The 16,153-nt window shown below is 69.7% G+C and carries 11 protein-coding genes; 9 read left to right on the top strand and 2 right to left on the bottom strand.

Annotation, left to right across the window (positions count from 1 at the left end; all coding sequences use genetic code 11):
• The first annotated feature begins 61 nt into the window (after positions 1 to 61).
• From ABZT17_RS35730 to hutH, 3 genes are all read left to right on the top strand, one after another.
• Positions 62 to 892, top strand: coding sequence for an enoyl-CoA hydratase-related protein (locus tag ABZT17_RS35730; protein ID WP_356355331.1), 831 nt, complete (start codon positions 62 to 64; stop codon positions 890 to 892).
• A gap of 82 nt (positions 893 to 974) precedes the next feature.
• Positions 975 to 2,123, top strand: a complete 1,149-nt coding sequence (locus ABZT17_RS35725) for a GGDEF domain-containing protein (RefSeq protein WP_356355329.1) — start codon at positions 975 to 977, stop codon at positions 2,121 to 2,123.
• Between the two features lie 156 nt (positions 2,124 to 2,279).
• Positions 2,280 to 3,818, top strand: a complete 1,539-nt coding sequence (gene hutH, locus ABZT17_RS35720) for a histidine ammonia-lyase (RefSeq protein ID WP_356355372.1) — start codon at positions 2,280 to 2,282, stop codon at positions 3,816 to 3,818.
• Positions 3,819 to 3,885: 67 nt separating this feature from the next.
• Here hutH and ABZT17_RS35715 read toward each other — a convergent pair whose 3' ends face one another.
• Both ABZT17_RS35715 and ABZT17_RS35710 read right to left on the bottom strand, forming a co-directional pair.
• On the bottom strand, positions 3,886 to 4,695 hold the full coding sequence (locus tag ABZT17_RS35715; RefSeq protein WP_356355327.1) for a hypothetical protein: 810 nt from the start codon (positions 4,693 to 4,695) through the stop codon (positions 3,886 to 3,888).
• Positions 4,696 to 4,737: 42 nt separating this feature from the next.
• Positions 4,738 to 5,052: a hypothetical protein gene (locus ABZT17_RS35710; protein ID WP_356355325.1), complete on the bottom strand. Its 315-nt coding sequence runs from the start codon at positions 5,050 to 5,052 to the stop codon at positions 4,738 to 4,740.
• 109 nt (positions 5,053 to 5,161) lie between these two features.
• Here ABZT17_RS35710 and ABZT17_RS35705 point away from each other — a divergent pair, with 109 nt between their 5' ends.
• The 6 genes from ABZT17_RS35705 to ABZT17_RS35680 form a co-directional block, all read left to right on the top strand.
• Entirely contained in the window at positions 5,162 to 5,506 is a 345-nt protein-coding gene (locus ABZT17_RS35705) for a hypothetical protein (RefSeq protein WP_356355323.1), read from the top strand.
• A gap of 215 nt (positions 5,507 to 5,721) precedes the next feature.
• Positions 5,722 to 6,990, top strand: coding sequence for an Ig-like domain-containing protein (locus tag ABZT17_RS35700; protein ID WP_356355321.1), 1,269 nt, complete (start codon positions 5,722 to 5,724; stop codon positions 6,988 to 6,990).
• A gap of 147 nt (positions 6,991 to 7,137) precedes the next feature.
• Positions 7,138 to 8,616, top strand: coding sequence for an ABC transporter permease (locus tag ABZT17_RS35695; RefSeq protein WP_356355319.1), 1,479 nt, complete (start codon positions 7,138 to 7,140; stop codon positions 8,614 to 8,616).
• A 45-nt stretch (positions 8,617 to 8,661) separates the two neighbouring features.
• Positions 8,662 to 9,345, top strand: a complete 684-nt coding sequence (locus tag ABZT17_RS35690) for an ABC transporter ATP-binding protein (RefSeq protein WP_356355318.1) — start codon at positions 8,662 to 8,664, stop codon at positions 9,343 to 9,345.
• 270 nt (positions 9,346 to 9,615) lie between these two features.
• Entirely contained in the window at positions 9,616 to 12,852 is a 3,237-nt protein-coding gene (locus tag ABZT17_RS35685) for a S8 family peptidase (protein ID WP_356355316.1), read from the top strand.
• A gap of 83 nt (positions 12,853 to 12,935) precedes the next feature.
• Positions 12,936 to 16,153 (top strand): S8 family peptidase (locus ABZT17_RS35680; RefSeq protein ID WP_356355370.1); only part of this gene is annotated, 3,218 nt, incomplete at its 3' end.

Raw genomic sequence — 16,153 nt, 5'->3', positions numbered from 1 at the left:
CCGCGCCTGTGCTGCGATGATCGAGCCGAAGTATGTTAACCCGCGTTAACCGGAGGGCGTCATGGGCGAGGAGCGGCGGTACGGGGAGTTCGTGGCGGTACGGCGACACGGCGACGGGGACGCCGAGGGCGCCGGGGGCCCCGGGCATGTCGCGGAGCTGGTCCTGGACCGGCCCAAGGCCATGAACGCCGTGTCGACGGAGATGGCCCGCTCGATCGCGGCCGCCTGCGCCGCGCTGGGCGCCGACCGGGACGTACGGGTGGTCGTGGTGACCTCGACGCATGAGCGGGCGTTCTGTGTCGGGGCGGACCTGAAGGAGCGGAACTCCTTCAGCGACGCCGATCTGGTGCGGCAGCGGCCCGTGGCCCGGGGCGCGTACACGGGCGTGCTGGAGCTGCCGGTGCCGACGATCGCCGCGGTGCACGGATTCGCCCTCGGCGGCGGCTTCGAGCTGGCGCTGTCCTGCGACCTGATCGTGGCGGACCGCACGGCCGTGGTGGGGCTGCCGGAGGTGTCCGTCGGCGTCATCCCCGGCGGCGGCGGTACGCAGCTGCTGCCGCGACGGGTCGGGGCGGCGCGGGCCGCCGAGCTGATCTTCACCGCGCGTCGGCTGGAGGCGGCCGAGGCGCGGGAGCTGGGGCTGGTGGACGAGCTGGTCGAGGAGGGGCGGGACCGCGCGGAGGCGCTGGCGCTGGCCGCCCGTATCGCCGCGAACTCGCCGGTGGGGCTGCGCGCGGCGAAGCGGGCGCTGCGGCTGGGCCACGGCCTGGATCTGCGGGCCGGGCTGGAGGTCGAGGACGCGGCGTGGCGCGCGGTGGCGTTCTCGGGGGACCGGGCCGAGGGGGTCGCGGCGTTCAACGAGAAGCGCGAGCCCCGGTGGCCCGGTGAGTGAGCCCCACGGGAGCGCGTCACGGGGTCACCCCACCGCCGTACCCGGAAGTACGAAACGTCCGAAACCTCCCTAACCTGGAGTGATGGGTGAGGACAAGCGGCTGTCGGCTGTCGTCGCGTTGGCGCAGGGCATGGCGGCGGCCCACGGTTCGCGTGGGGCGTGGCGTGCGGCGGCCGTCGGGGCGTGCCGGGCGCTGGGCGGGAGTTTCGCCGCGCTGTCGGTGTGGGAGCGGGAGCTCGGCCGGCTCAGGGTCCTCGTCAACGTGGGGGAGCGGGCCGAGGGCGAGGACGAGTTCCCGGAGGACGAGTCGTACCCGGTGCACCAGTTCCCCGAGATCACCGAGTTCCTGCACGAGCGGTGGGCCGGGGGCGGTGAGCCCAACGCGTGGGTCGAGACGGCCGAGGGGCCCGCGGCGGGGCGGCGGCCGGGATACGTCCATCAGCGCGTCGCCGCGCTACGGCGCCGGGGGCGCGGCTGCTGTGTGGTCGCGCCGATCGTGCTGAACGGGCGGGCGTGGGGCGAGCTGTATGTCGCCCGGCCCGCCGGGGTGCCCGTCTTCGACCGGGGGGACGCCGACTTCGCGACCGTGCTGGCGGCGGTCGTCGCCGCGGGGATCGCGCAGGCGGAGCGGCTGGAGGAGGCGAGACGGCTGGCCTACACCGACGCGCTCACCGGGCTCGCCAACCGGCGGGCGGTGGATGTGCGGCTGGACGAGGCCATCGAGCGGCACCGGGCCGACGGGACGGTCGTCAGCCTGGTGGTGTGCGACCTGAACGGGCTGAAGCGGGTCAACGACACCCGGGGGCACGCGGTGGGCGACCGGCTGCTCGAACGCTTCGGGTCCGTCCTCTCCCTGTGCGGCGCGATGCTGCCGGGGGCGCTGGCCGCTCGCCTGGGCGGTGACGAGTTCTGTCTGCTCGCGGTCGGGCCGTCCGCGGACGAGGTGGTCAAGGCCGCGGACGAACTGTGCCGCCGGGCCGGTGAGCTGGAGCTGGGGGAGGGGGTGGCGTGCGGGGTCGCCTCCACGGAGGACGCGATCGGGCCGGTCCGCTCGGCCCGCCGGCTGTTCCGGCTGGCGGACGCGGCCCAGTACCGGGCGAAGGCGCTGCGCGCGGGGAAGCCGGTGGTGGCGGGGCGGGAGGGGCCCGACGATCCGGTCGTGCGGTTGGCCGACGCGGGCCCCTCCGGGGAGAGCCCGGAACGCCGCCGCTTCCGGGGCCGGCCCACCTGACCGCCTGGGGGCTGCCGCCCCCGGACCCCCGCTTCGGCCCCAACGGCCTCGTCCTCAAACGCCGGACGGGCCGCAACGCCTCGACCATGTAAGGGGCGTACCGGCCACCCACTGGTGACATTCTCGTCTTCAGTGCGTACGCTCCTGAATATGGATATGCACACTGTGGTGGTGGGGACGACGGGTGTCACCGCGTCCGACGTTCTTGCCGTGGCCCGCGGCGGCGCTCGCATCGAGCTGGCGGACGAGGCGGTGGCCGCCCTCGCGGCCGCCCGGGAGATCGTGGACGCGCTGGCGGCCAAGCCCGAGCCGGTCTACGGCGTCAGCACCGGCTTCGGTGCCCTGGCGACCCGGCACATCAGCCAGGAGCTCCGCGCCCAGCTGCAGCGCAACATCGTCCGCTCGCACGCGGCCGGGCTGGGACCGCGGGTGGAGCGGGAGGTCGTACGGGCCCTGATGTTCCTGCGGCTCAAGACCGTCTGCTCGGGACACACGGGCGTACGGCCCGAGGTCGCCCGGACCATGGCCGACGTGCTCAACGCCGGGATCACTCCCGTCGTACACGAATACGGGTCGCTCGGCTGCTCGGGAGATCTCGCACCGCTCTCGCACTGCGCCCTGACCCTCATGGGCGAGGGGGACGCCGAAGGGCCGGACGGAGTCGTGCGGCCTGCCGGTGAGCTGCTCGCCGAGCACGGCATCGTGCCCGTCGAGCTGCGGGAGAAGGAGGGGCTCGCGCTGCTCAACGGCACCGACGGCATGCTCGGCATGCTCGTCATGGCCCTCGCCGACCTCGACATGCTCTACAAGTCCGCCGACGTCAGTGCCGCGTTGAGCCTCGAGGCGCTGCTCGGCACGGACAAGGTGCTCGCCCCCGAACTGCACGCCATCCGGCCGCACCCGGGGCAGGCCGCCTCCGCCGCCAACATGCTGGCCGTACTGAAGGGTTCGGAGCTCACCGGGCATCACCAGGACGACGCTCCGCGGGTCCAGGACGCCTATTCCGTGCGGTGCGCTCCGCAGGTCGCCGGGGCCGGCCGGGACACCCTCGCGCACGCACGTCTCGTCGCCGAGCGGGAACTCGCCTCCGCCGTCGACAATCCCGTCGTACTGCCCGACGGGCGGGTCGAGTCCAACGGCAACTTCCACGGTGCCCCGGTGGCGTACGTCCTCGACTTCCTCGCCATCGCGGCCGCCGACCTCGCCTCCATCGCCGAGCGCCGCACCGACCGGCTGCTCGACAAGAACCGGAGCCACGGGCTGCCGCCGTTCCTCGCGGACGACGCCGGTGTGGACTCCGGGCTCATGATCGCCCAGTACACGCAGGCCGCGTTGGTCAGTGAGATGAAGCGGCTGGCGGTCCCGGCCTCGGCCGACTCCATTCCCTCCTCCGCCATGCAGGAGGACCACGTCTCCATGGGCTGGTCCGCCGCGCGCAAGCTGCGGACCGCCGTCGGCAACCTCGCCCGGGTCGTCGCCATCGAGCTCTACGCCGCCACCCGGGCCATCGAGTTGAGGGAGGGGCTGACCCCGGCGCCCGCCTCGCGGGCCGCCATCGGGGCCGCGCGGGCCGCCGGGGTCGCGGGGCCGGGCCCCGACCGGTTCCTGGCGCCCGACCTCGCGGCCGCGGACGCGTTCGTGCGCGAGGGCAAGCTGGTCGCCGCCGTCGAGACCGTCACCGGCCCGCTGCGGTAGTCGAGTGGTCGAGCGGTCGTAGGAAACAGGAAAGAGGTGGGGCCCTGTGGGGCAGGGGCCCTCCCTCCTACTTCAGCTTGGCCGCCTGGGCCTTCATCACCTCGGCCGGGACGCTGTAGTCGCTCTTCTTGCCGGCCATCGCGGCCAGGCTGATCGAGTAGTACGTGGCGATCGTGGAGCCGTGGCGGGCGACCACGGCGTGGACGACCTGGTTCTCGCCCTCCGTCCTGCCCGTCACCTCGAAGGCGACCGACTCGTCGGCGGTGGCGGCGGACTTCTCCTCGGCGACCTTGGTGAACTTCTGGGTGTCCTGGCCCTTCGCGGAGACGGTGAAGCCTCCGGCGCAGCCGCTCACCGCGGCGGACACGGACTTCATCGTCTCCCGCGCGCCCCCGCCGTCGTAGGAGGAGAGGGAGACGATCGTCATCGTGGAGTTCAGGAAGTCGTCGAGGCCGTTCATCGCGTTCTCGAGATCCTCGTCCGAGGTGCCCGTCGGGGAGGGCTGGTCGCTCGCCCGGGTCACCATGCGGTGCGCGTACGAGGTCGTGTCGCCCGGTGCGAAGCCGGTGATGATGTAGGCGATCGGGGCGCACTTGGCGTCCGTGACCTTCACCAGGTCCTTGGAGGCGGCGTACTCGCCGCCGGCGTCGGCCGACCGGACGTCGTAGCCGGCCACGTCCCCCTTGGCGATGACGAGCTTCTCCAGCTCGGCCGCCGTGTACGCCTTCGCGGCCGCGGTGGTGGAGGAGCCCTTGCCCGCCGAGGAGTCCTTCGCCTCGTCCGGACCGGAGCTGCCGCCGCATCCCGTGACGAGGGCGAGCGACAGGGCGCTCACGGTGACCGTGGCGGCTGTGCGCACGCCCGATGATCTCTTCATGATCGGACTATGAAGGTTGCGCCAAGAAATCGTCAAGCAGGTTTAAAAGCCGAGGCGTTCACGGCGGACCGAATAGACCACGAAGCCCGCACCGAGCGTGAGGAACGCGGTCCCGCCGATGACGTACGGGGTCGTGTCGAAGGCGCCCGTGTCGGCGAGCACGGTGTCGTCGGCGGTCGTCCCGGTGTCGCTCGGACTCGTCGCCGAAGTGGCCCTGGCCTGCGTCGTCGCCGTGGGGGAGGGCTGTGTTCTCGCCGGGCTGTCCTGGGTCGCGTTGGCGGACGGGACGAACCACAGGGCGCCCAGCAGGGTGGCTGCGGCGGTGGCGGTCAGCAACGGGCGGCGAGCGGATGACACGGAATATCGATCCCCTTGTGGCGTCGGCGAATTGGCCGTGTGGGCCGATGTTAGTGAAAGGCGCGGGTCACGGGAAAGTCACGGGAGGAATGGGTCGTACGCTCGCGCCATGAGCACTGAAGAGACATCACGTTTTGTACGGCTTCGGGTGGATCTCGTCGTCGAGATCGACGACGCCGACGAGGTCACCAAGGCCGCGCTGCAGCGGATCGCCGGTGAGACCGACATGCCGGACGACGAGCGGGCCCATGCCGAGGGCGCTGTGACGGAAGACACGGCGGAGGCCCTCGCGTATCTCGTCGACCCGTTCGACCTGGTCGGCGAGGTGCCGGGGGTGGAGCTGGTGCAGGCCTCCTGGTCCAGCGAGCCCATCGACTACGACCCCGATTCGCCCGAGTGGGACCTGGACGAGGATGATGTGGACGAGGACGACGAGGAGGGCGGCGCCGTCTGAGCGGCTCGGGAAGGTCATGACCCCGGGCGGCAACCGTCGTCCGGGGTCTCGTCGTCTCATGAGACGCGTTCGGCCGGCACCCGCACCTTCGGCACCCTCCGCCCCGGCGGACGTGGCGTGCCCCACACCTCTCGGGAAGGTGGAACGGGAGAGCCCGGCCTTAGCGTTGAAGTTCGTCAACGGGGAACTCTCGGGGTTTCGGGGAAACGGCAACGATGGAGAAGCGTGTGATGACGAACAGTAAGCGGCGCAGGGGCCTGACGGTCGCGTCCGCACTGCTCGGCGGGGTTCTGGTGCTCTCGGCCTGTTCCGGCGGCGGCGACGGCAAGGCCTCCGGCAGCGGGAAGGAGGACACCTCTCAGGCCAAGGCCGACGAGGCGGCGGCCAAGGAGACCTCCGAGGCCGACATCAGGATCACGCCCAAGGACGGCTCGGCCAACGCCTCCATCAACAACTCCGCGGCCGTCACCGTCAGCAAGGGCACGCTCACGGGCGTGACCATGACGACGGAGAGCGGCACCGCCGTCGCCGGCACCTTCTCCGCCGACAAGAGCAGCTGGAAGCCGACCGCCCAGCTGGAGCGCTCGACCACCTACAAGGTGGCGGCGACCGCGAAGGACTCCAAGGGTCTGGAGGCCCACGAGAACGCCTCGTTCACCACGGTCTCCCCGGCCAACAGCTTCATAGGCAACTTCACCCCCGAGGCCGGTTCGACCGTCGGCGTGGGCATGCCGGTGTCGATCAACTTCAACAAGGCGATCGCCAACAAGGCCGCGGTCCAGAAGGGCATCACGGTCTCGTCCAGCAGCGGCCAGGAGGTCGTCGGGCACTGGTTCGGCGCCAACCGCCTCGACTTCCGCCCCGAGGAGTACTGGAAGGAGAACTCCACCATCACGCTGAAGCTGGCGCTCGACGGTGTCGAGGGCGCCTCCGGTGTCTACGGGGTGCAGCAGAAGACGGTCACCTTCCACATCGGCCGCAACCAGGTCTCCTACGTCGACGCCAAGACCAAGCAGATGAAGGTCACGCAGGACGGCAAGACGATCAAGACCATCCCGATCTCGGCCGGTTCGCCGGAGCACACCACGTACAACGGCGTCATGGTGATGTCGGAGAAGTACAAGCAGACCCGGATGAACGGCACGACCGTCGGCTTCACCGACAACGACGGCAAGGCCGAGTACGACATCAAGGACGTGCCGCACGCCATCCGGCTCACCAACTCCGGCACCTTCCTGCACGGCAACTACTGGGGCGCGAAGTCGATCTTCGGCTCGGTCAACACCAGCCACGGCTGCGTGGGCCTGTCCGACACCAAGGGCGCCAACGACACCAGCACGCCGGCCTACTGGATGTACACCCACTCGATCATCGGTGACGTCGTGGTCGTCTCCAACACCGGCGACAAGATCGTCCAGCCGGACAACGGCCTCAACGGCTGGAACCTGAGCTGGGCGGACTGGAAGGCGGGCTCGGCCGTCTGACCCACCGGCAGTCCACAGCTCTCCGATGCCGCCCCCAGGGGCGGTATCGGTGTTTTCCGGGGCCTTTCCGAGGTCCGCCACAGCCTTCTCATGCATCTCTTATTTCGGCCTTATCGAGTCATCACGCGCCGTCCCTACCTTGCGGCCATGTTCTTCACCTACCTGAGGCGCGAACTGCGCCGCCGCAGAAAGGCGGCCCTCGTCGTCGCCTCCGGTCTCGCGCTGGGCATCGCGCTGGTCATCGTGGTCAACTCCGTGTCCAACGGCATGGGGAAGGCACAGGACAAGGTCCTCCAGTCCCTCTACGGCCTGGGCACGGACATGACGGTCAGCAAGGCGGCCACCCCGACCGCCGACAGCTCCCAGCGTCCGCGCTTCCAGTTCGACGCGCAGAACAACGGCAGCTCCTCGACGCAGAGCAGCGACCGGGTCATCGTGCAGGGCTTCACCACCCTCGCCTCCTCCACCGTGACCAAGGTCGGCAGCCAGAAGGGCGTCTCCTCCGCGGTGGGCGGGCTGAGCCTCAACGTGGTGAAGGTCAGCGGCCAGTTCACCCGGGGCCAGTTCCAGCAGAACCCGAACTCCGGCGGCGCGGGCGGCGGCCGTGGCCAGGGCAACGGCGGCACCGGGGCTCCCCAGGGTGAAGTACGCGGCGGCGGCGCCGACTTCAGCCTCAACACGTACTCGGTCTACGGCACCGACGTCACCAGGACCGGTCTGGGCCCGCTGACCTCGTCGAAGATCACCAGTGGCCGTACCTTCAAGACGACGGAGACCGACGCCAAGGTCGTCGTCGCCGACTCCGCGTACGCCAAGGAGAAGAAGTACAAGGTCGGTTCCACGGTCACCATCAAGAGCGTCAAGTTCAAGGTGATCGGCATCGCGACGGCGGACAGCGGTGACTCGGCGGCCAACCTGTACATCCCGCTGCAGCAGGCGCAGACGCTGGCCGGTGAGAAGAACAAGGTCACCACGATCTACGTCAAGGCGACGGACTCCCAGCAGATCGACTCCGTCAAGTCGACGATCCAGAAGAACGTCTCGGGTACGACGGTCACCACGTCGTCGGACCTCGCGAAGACGGTCTCGGGCTCCCTGTCCACGGCGTCCTCCCTCGCCACCAATGTCGGCAAGTGGCTCTCGATCGCCGTGCTCATCGCGGCGTTCCTGGTGGCGGGCCTGCTGACCTCGTCCGCGGTGTCCCGCCGCGTACGTGAGTTCGGCACGCTGAAGGCCCTGGGCTGGAAGTCGGGACGGGTGACCCGGCAGGTGGTCGGCGAGGCCATGGTGAACGGGCTGCTGGGCGGTGCGCTGGGTATCGCGCTGGGCTTGGCGGGCGCGTACGTCGTCACCTCCGTGAGCCCCACGCTGCAGGCGCAGTTGGGCGGCGGTGGCGGTGGCGGCACCCGCCCGGGCGGCGGCGGCTTCGGTGGAGGCGCCTTCGGCGGCGGCCCCGGCCGGCAGGCGGCGAAGTCCCTGGAGGTCGCGCTGACCGCGCCGGTGAGTGTGACGACGATCGTCCTGGCGGTGGCCCTCGCGGTCGCGGGCGGTCTGATCGCCGGTGCCTTCGGCGGCTGGCGGGCGTCACGGCTGCGTCCGGCGGATGCGCTCAGGCGTGTCGAGTAGCTCCCGCCCGGCCCCGACCTCCCCACCCACTCCAGGAGTTGCTCCATGTACGAACTGAGAAACGTCACCAAGCGCTACACCCGGGGCAAGGACACCGTCCACGCCCTCGACGGTGTGGACCTCGCCATCGCCGACGGAGACAGGCTCGTCATCCAGGGCCCCACCGGCGGCGGCAAGTCCACGCTGCTGCAGATGCTCGGCGGGCTGGACCGGCCCACGTCGGGTGAAGTGGTGCTCGACGGCACCGACTTGGCCAAGCTCTCCGAGGCCAAGCTCACCGGGGTCCGCAGTGAGAACATCGGGTTCGTCTTCCAGAGCTTCAACCTCATTCCCACCCTCACGGCCCAGGAAAACGTGGAAGCCGCTCTCGTACCGATGGGTGTGAAGACCAGGGACCGCCGCGAACGGGCCGCCGAAGCCCTCACGTCGGTGGGCCTCGGGGAGCGGCTGGCACATCTGCCCGGCGAGATGTCCGGCGGACAGCAGCAGCGTGTCGCGATCGCCCGCGCCCTCGTCAAGCAGCCCAAGGTGCTTCTCGCCGACGAGCCCACCGGCAACCTCGACGAGTCCATGCGCGACGAGATCATGGACGTACTGGAGCGTATGTGGAAGGAGTTGGGGCTGACCTTCATCATGGTCACCCATGACTCGGCGATCGCGAAGAAGGCCCCGCGGCTGGCCACCATCCGCAAGGGCAAGCTCACTGTCAAGGAAAACGCGGGCGCCTAGTTCGACGGAACGGTAACGGCTTCCGGGCAGGCTCGTAACAGTCGTGAAGGTCGTCTCTCACCTCTCTCTCATCTATTGAGGTGCCTGATCACCCCCCGGCATACTGCGTATTCCGGGGGGTGTACGCGCTTGCGTGCGAGACCACCCCCGGCCGGGTGACAGGGGTTTTCGCCCGGTACCTCATCTCCAGGGGGAGACTTGCGCAGACAAGTGAAAAGAGCATGCGCGGCAACCGTGGCCACGGCGGCCGCGGTTGCTCTGGCGGCGGGTATGACCAGCCCGGCGTCGGCCACGGCGGAGCAGTCGGCGGCTGCCCCGCAGTCTCGGCTCACGTCCCAGCACCACATCACCCTGATCACCGGCGACCGCGTCTCCGTGGACGCCAAGGGCCGTGTCGTCGGCGTACAGCGGGCGAAGGGGCGCGAGCACATACCCGTCCAGATCCAGAAGGCCGACGGCCACACGCTCGTCGTGCCGGCGGACGCGGCCCGGCTGGTCGCCACCGGCAAGCTGGACCGGCGGCTCTTCGACATCACCGAACTCGACAAGGCGGCCACCCGCAAGTCCCAGGCCAAGGGCCTGAAGGTCATCGTGGGTTACACGGGGGCGGCCACCGCCACCAAGGCCGACGTCCGTGACGCGGGCACCCTGCGCCGGACCCTCAAGACCCTCAACGCGGACGCGGTCCAGACGAGTTACAAGGAGACGCCCCAGCTGTGGGACGCCGTGACCAACGGCGACCGGACCGCCTCGGGCATCGCCCACGTCTGGCTCGACGGCACCCGTAGGGCCAGCCTCGACAAGTCCGTGCCGCAGATCGGCGCCCCGAAGGCCTGGGCGGCCGGCTACGACGGCAAGGGCGTCAAGATCGCCGTCCTGGACACGGGTGTCGACACCACCCACCCCGACCTGAAGACGCAGGTCATCGAGTCCAAGAACTTCTCCGACGCGGCCGACGCCACCGACCACTTCGGTCACGGCACGCATGTCGCCTCCATCGCGGCCGGTACCGGCGCGAAGTCGAACGGCAAGTACAAGGGCGTCGCTCCCGGCGCCAAGATCCTCAACGGCAAGGTCCTCGACGACACCGGCTCCGGTGACGACTCCGGCATCCTCGCCGGCATGGAGTGGGCGGCCCAGCAGGGCGCCGACATCGTCAACCTCAGCCTCGGCGGCCAGGACACGCCCGGTATCGACCCGCTCGAGGCCGAGGTCAACAAGCTGTCCGAGGAGAAGGGCATCCTCTTCGCGATCGCCGCGGGCAACTCCGGCCCGGAGTCGATCGGTTCGCCCGGCAGCGCGGCCGACGCCCTCACCGTCGGCGCGGTCGACAAGAGCGACAAGCTGGCCGACTTCTCCTCGACCGGCCCGGCCCTCGACGGCTCCATCAAGCCGGATGTCACCGCCCCGGGCGTGGACATCACGGCCGCCGCGGCCAAGGGCAGCGTCATCGACCAGGAGGTCGGCGAGAACCCGCCCGGCTACCTGACCATCTCGGGTACGTCGATGGCGACCCCGCATGTCGCCGGTGCCGCCGCCATCCTCAAGCAGGAGCACCCGGACTGGACGTTCAGCGAGCTCAAGGGCGCGCTGACCGGTTCCGCGAAGGGCGGCAAGTACACGCCGTTCCAGCAGGGTTCGGGCCGTATCGCCGTCGACAAGGCGATCAAGCAGACCGTCATCGCCGACCCGGTGTCGGTGAGCTTCGGCATCCAGCAGTGGCCGCACACCGACGACAAGCCGGTCACCAAGCAGCTGACGTACCGCAACCTCGGCAAGACCGACGTCACGCTGAAGCTGACCTCCACGGCCACCAACCCGAAGGGGCAGGCGGCGCCCGCCGGCTTCTTCAAGCTGGCCGCCACCACGGTCAAGGTCCCGGCCGGCGGCAAGGCCTCCGTCGGCTTCACCGTCAACACCAAGCTGGGCGGCACGCTCGACGGCGCGTACTCCTCGTACGTGACCGCGACGGGCGGCGGCCAGACGGTCCGTACCGCCGCCGCCGTACAGCGCGAGGTGCAGTCGTACAGCGTCACCTTCAAGCACATCGGCCGTGACGGTCAGCCGACCGCCGACTACAACGACGTCCTGCTCGGCTACTCCGGCCTGGCGAACGGCCGCGGCTACGCGGTGACCGTCGACAACTCCGGTACGACCACGATGCGTCTGCCCAAGGGCAAGTACCTCTTCGACGCCTGGATCGCCAAGGACATGGTGAACTTCACGGGCGGCCTGGACTGGCTGGTCCAGCCGAGCCTGAACGTCACCAAGGACCTCTCGGTCACGGTCGACGCCCGCAGGACCCGGGCCGCCGACATCACCGTGCCCGACGCGCAGGCCAAGCAGCAGTCCGCGATGATCGACTACGGCTATGACGCGGCCGGTATCGGCTTCGCCTTCGGCGCCCAGAGCTGGGACGACATCCGCGTCGCCTCGCTCGGCGGCGATGTCTCCGGGCTGCAGCAGACCTGGAGCGCCCAGTTCACCAAGGGCGACGACACCGAGTACGACGTGGCCACGAACGCCGTGGTGAAGAGGTTCCAGGGCGGCAAGGTCCGGCACTTCAAGGCGGGCGAGCTCGCCACGGTGAAGGCCAACCTCGGCTCGGGCGAGCCCGGCAAGACCGGTGGGATCACCACCATGGGCGAGTTCCCCCAGGACCTCGTCTTCGGCAACCCCGTCGAGCAGAAGCTGCCCGGCACCCGCACCCTGTACCTGTCGACCGCCGACAAGATCCAGTGGGCCTTCGACTTCGACCAGTACAAGGGCCATGACGCGGACGGCTTCCCGGTCTCCGAGGCCTACTACACGGGCGGCGACCCGCAGGTGTACAAGGCCGGCCAGAAGTACTCGAAGACCTACAACACCGCCGTCTTCGGCCCGCATCTGAACGCCGACTTCGGTCTCTTCCGCGACGGCAACAGCATCTACGGCTTCCTGCCGCTGTTCACCGACGGGGCGGGCCACGCCGGTTCCTCCGACTTCACCGCGGTCACCACGACGCTCTACCGCAACGGCACCAAGGTCGGCTCCAACGACGACCCGCTGTTCGGGAACAAGGAGTTCAAGGTCCCGGCCGGCCAGGCGTCGTACAAGCTGACGACGTCGGTCAAGCGCAGCGTCAAGGTGGCGCAGGCGTCCACCCGCATCGACGCGAGCTGGACGTTCACCTCCAAGAAGCCGGCCGCCGACACGGTGGCCAAGCTGCCCGCCTCCACCGTCCGCTTCCACGCGAAGACGGGCCTGGACAACAAGGTCGAGGCGGGTAAGACGGTCTCCATCCCGGTGACCGTCGAGGGCGCCGCCAAGGGCGGCAACCTCAAGTCGCTGACGGTGTACGTGTCGTACGACTACGGCCAGACCTGGAAGAAGGTCTCCGTGGTGGGCGGCAAGATCACCGTGAAGAACCCGGCCAAGGGCCAGGCGATCTCCTTCCACGCGAAGATCACCGACAAGAAGAACAACAAGTCGACGATCTCGATCTACAACGCGTACTACGCCAAGTAACCGATCCCGTAGACGCATCCATGGGGTCCGGCCGCCGTTCCGCGCGGCCGGACCCGCTCCAAGGGGGAGTTTTGCGCAGACAGATCAAACGAGCATGCGCGGGTACCGTCGCCGCGGCGGCCGCGGTGGCCCTCGCGGCGGGGATGACCAGCCCCGCGCAGGCGAAGACCGAGCAGACCGGCTCGGCCGTCTCGACGGCGGCGAAGTCCTCGCTCGCCGTCAAGCACCACATCACGCTCATCACGGGTGACCGCGTCGCCGTGGACGCCAAGGGCCGTGTCGTCGGCCTGGAGCCGGCCAAGGGCCGCGAGCACATACCCGTACAGATACGCAGGGCCGGCGGCCACACCCTGGTCGTGCCGGCCGACGTCTCCCGCATGATCGCGACCGGCAGGGTCGACCAGCGGCTCTTCGACGTCACCGAGCTCAACAAGGCGGCGACCCGCAAGTCCCAGGCCAAGGGGCTGAAGGTCATCGTCGGCTACCAGGGCGCCGCAGCGGCCACCAAGGCCGACGTCCGCGACGCCGGCAAGGTCCGCGAGAGCCTGAGGCTGCTCAACGCGGACGCCGTGCAGACGCCGAAGCAGGACGCGTCCGAGCTGTGGGACGCCGTGACCAACGGCGACCGGACCGCCTCCGGCATCGCGCACGTCTGGCTCGACGGGGTCCGCACGGCCAGCCTCGACAAGTCGGTGCCGCAGATCGGCGCGCCGACCGCGTGGGCCGCCGGCTACACCGGCAAGGGCGTCAAGATCGCCGTCCTGGACACCGGGATCGACGCCGAGCACCCGGACCTCAAGGGCCAGGTGATCGAGTCCAAGAACTTCTCGACCGCCGCCGACGCCGACGACCACTTCGGCCACGGCACCCATGTCGCCTCCATCGCGGCCGGCACCGGCAAGAAGTCCAACGGCAAGTACAAGGGCGTCGCCCCGGACGCCAAGCTGCTCAACGGCAAGGTCCTCGACGACACCGGCTCCGGTGACGACTCGAACATCCTGGCCGGTATGGAGTGGGCGGCCCAGCAGGGCGCCGACGTCGTCAACCTGAGCCTCGGCGGCGGCGACACCCCGGAGATCGACCCCCTCGAAGCCGAGGTCAACAAGCTCTCGGAGGAGAAGGGCATCCTCTTCGCCATCGCCGCCGGCAACGACGGCGACTTCGGCGACGAGACGATCGGTTCGCCGGGCAGCGCGGCCGACGCGCTCACCGTCGGCGCGGTCGACGACAAGGACAAGCTGGCGTCCTTCTCCAGCCGCGGTCCGGGTCTCGACGGCCAGATCAAGCCGGACGTCACCGCCCCCGGTGTCGACATCACCGCGGCGGCCGCTCCCGGCAGCGTGATCGACAAGGAGGTCGGCGAGAACCCGCCGGGCTACCTGACCATCTCGGGTACGTCGATGGCGACCCCGCATGTCGCGGGCGCGGCGGCGCTGCTCAAGCAGGAGCACCCGGACTGGAAGTTCTCCGAGCTCAAGGGCGCGCTGACCGGATCGGCCAAGGGCGGCAAGTACACGCCGTACGAGCAGGGTTCGGGCCGGATCGCGGTCGACAAAGCCATCAAGCAGTCGGTGATCGCCGACCCGGTGTCGGTGAGCTTCGGCACCCAGCAGTGGCCGCACACCGACGACACCCCGGTCACCAAGCAGCTGACGTACCGCAACCTGGGCACCAAGGACGTCACGCTGAACCTGGCGATCGCGGCCACCAACCCGAAGGGCCAGGCGGCTCCCGCCGGCTTCTTCAAGCTGGGCGCGTCGAAGGTGACCGTCCCCGCGGGCGGCAAGACCTCGGTCGACGTCACCGTCAACACCAAGCTGGGCGGCACGCTGGACGGTTCGTACTCGGCGTATGTGACGGCGACGGGCGGCGGCCAGACCGTCCGCACCGCCACCGCCGTGACGCGTGAGGTCGAGTCGTACGACGTCACCGTGAAGGTCCTGGACCGGGACGGCAACGCGGCGAAGAACTGGGACGCGAGCCTGGCCGGCCTCACCGGTCTCGGCGCCGGCAAGTTCTACTCGCCGTACGACCCGTCCGGCACCGCCACCGTGCGTGTGCCCAAGGGCAGCTACATCCTCAACTCCGCGGTCTACGTGGACCCGGACGACTTCTCCAAGGGCGCCGACTGGCTGGCCCAGCCCAAGCTGAACGTCACCAAGGACACCGCGATCACGATCGACGCCCGCAAGGCGAAGCCGGTCGACATCACGGTGCCGGACGCGAGCGCCAAGTCGGCGTTCGCCTCACCGGAGTACGACGTCAACACGCCGAACTCGGGCTTCAGCTTCGGCTGGTTCCTGCAGTCGTACGACAACTTCCGCACCGCGCACCTCGGTCCGCAGATCACCGACGGTTCGGTGACCCAGCAGTGGGACGGCCACTGGACCAAGGGTGACAAGGAGGAGTACAGCGCCACCACCGGCGCCGTCGTCAAGCAGCTCGCCACCGGCTTCACCAAGCACTGGAAGACGAGCGAGCTGGCCACGGTCAACGTCGGCCTGGGCGGTGCGGCGAGCGGCAAGAAGGGCTCGGTCAGCGCGTACGGCTGGCTGCCGTTCAGCGGCGGAGCCTCCGCGATCGGCATCAGCCAGACGCTGCCCTCCACGCGGAAGCTGCACCTGTCGGCCACCAACGGCGTCAAGTGGGAGATGGAGTTCGAGCAGGACGGCGGTGTCGGCTCGGACGGCTTCCCGGTCTCCGAGGCGTACTACACGCTCGGTGCCGCGCAGACGTTCAAGGCGGGCCAGACCTACTCGAAGACGTTCAACCGGGCGGTCTTCGGCCCGCACCTGAACGCCGACTTCGGTCTCTACCGTGACGGCAACAACATCTACGGCGTGGTCCCGCTGTTCGCCGACTCGTCGGCGCACGCCGGTTCCTCGGCCTTCACCTCGGTCGCCACGACCCTGTACCGCAACGGCGCCAAGGTCGGCTCCAACGACGACCCGCTGTTCGGCGAGAAGGCGTTCAAGGTGCCGGCCGGCCAGGCGTCGTACAAGCTGACGACGTCGGTCAAGCGCAGTGTGAAGGTCGCGGCCGCGTCCACCCGGATCGACGCGAGCTGGACGTTCAGCTCGAAGAAACCGTCCGCCCTCACCAAGCTTCCGGCGTCCACGGTCCGCTTCAACGCGACCACGGACCTCGGCAGCAAGGTCGAGGCCGGCAAGACGGTCAAGATCCCGGTGACCGTCGAGGGCTCGGCGAAGGGCGGCAACCTCAAGTCGCTGACGGTGTACGTGTCGTACGACTACGGCCAGACCTGGAAGAAGGTCTCCGTGGTGGGCGGCAAGATCACCGT

Origin of the sequence: Streptomyces sp. NPDC005648, assembly GCF_040605395.1 — a bacterium.
Classification (GTDB): Bacteria; Actinomycetota; Actinomycetes; order Streptomycetales; family Streptomycetaceae; genus Streptomyces.
This window is presented reverse-complemented; position numbering and strand designations above follow the sequence as displayed.

Excerpts from the sequence above, each read along its gene's own strand:
- ABZT17_RS35730 (WP_356355331.1), top strand. The coding sequence starts at position 62 with ATGGGCGAGGAGCGGCGGTACGGGGAGTTCGTGGCGGTACGGCGACAC.
- ABZT17_RS35725 (WP_356355329.1), top strand. The coding sequence starts at position 975 with ATGGGTGAGGACAAGCGGCTGTCGGCTGTCGTCGCGTTGGCGCAGGGC.
- hutH (WP_356355372.1), top strand. The coding sequence starts at position 2,280 with ATGCACACTGTGGTGGTGGGGACGACGGGTGTCACCGCGTCCGACGTT.
- ABZT17_RS35715 (WP_356355327.1), bottom strand. The coding sequence starts at position 4,695 with ATGAAGAGATCATCGGGCGTGCGCACAGCCGCCACGGTCACCGTGAGC.
- ABZT17_RS35705 (WP_356355323.1), top strand. The coding sequence starts at position 5,162 with ATGAGCACTGAAGAGACATCACGTTTTGTACGGCTTCGGGTGGATCTC.
- ABZT17_RS35700 (WP_356355321.1), top strand. The coding sequence starts at position 5,722 with ATGGAGAAGCGTGTGATGACGAACAGTAAGCGGCGCAGGGGCCTGACG.
- ABZT17_RS35695 (WP_356355319.1), top strand. The coding sequence starts at position 7,138 with ATGTTCTTCACCTACCTGAGGCGCGAACTGCGCCGCCGCAGAAAGGCG.
- ABZT17_RS35690 (WP_356355318.1), top strand. The coding sequence starts at position 8,662 with ATGTACGAACTGAGAAACGTCACCAAGCGCTACACCCGGGGCAAGGAC.
- ABZT17_RS35685 (WP_356355316.1), top strand. The coding sequence starts at position 9,616 with ATGACCAGCCCGGCGTCGGCCACGGCGGAGCAGTCGGCGGCTGCCCCG.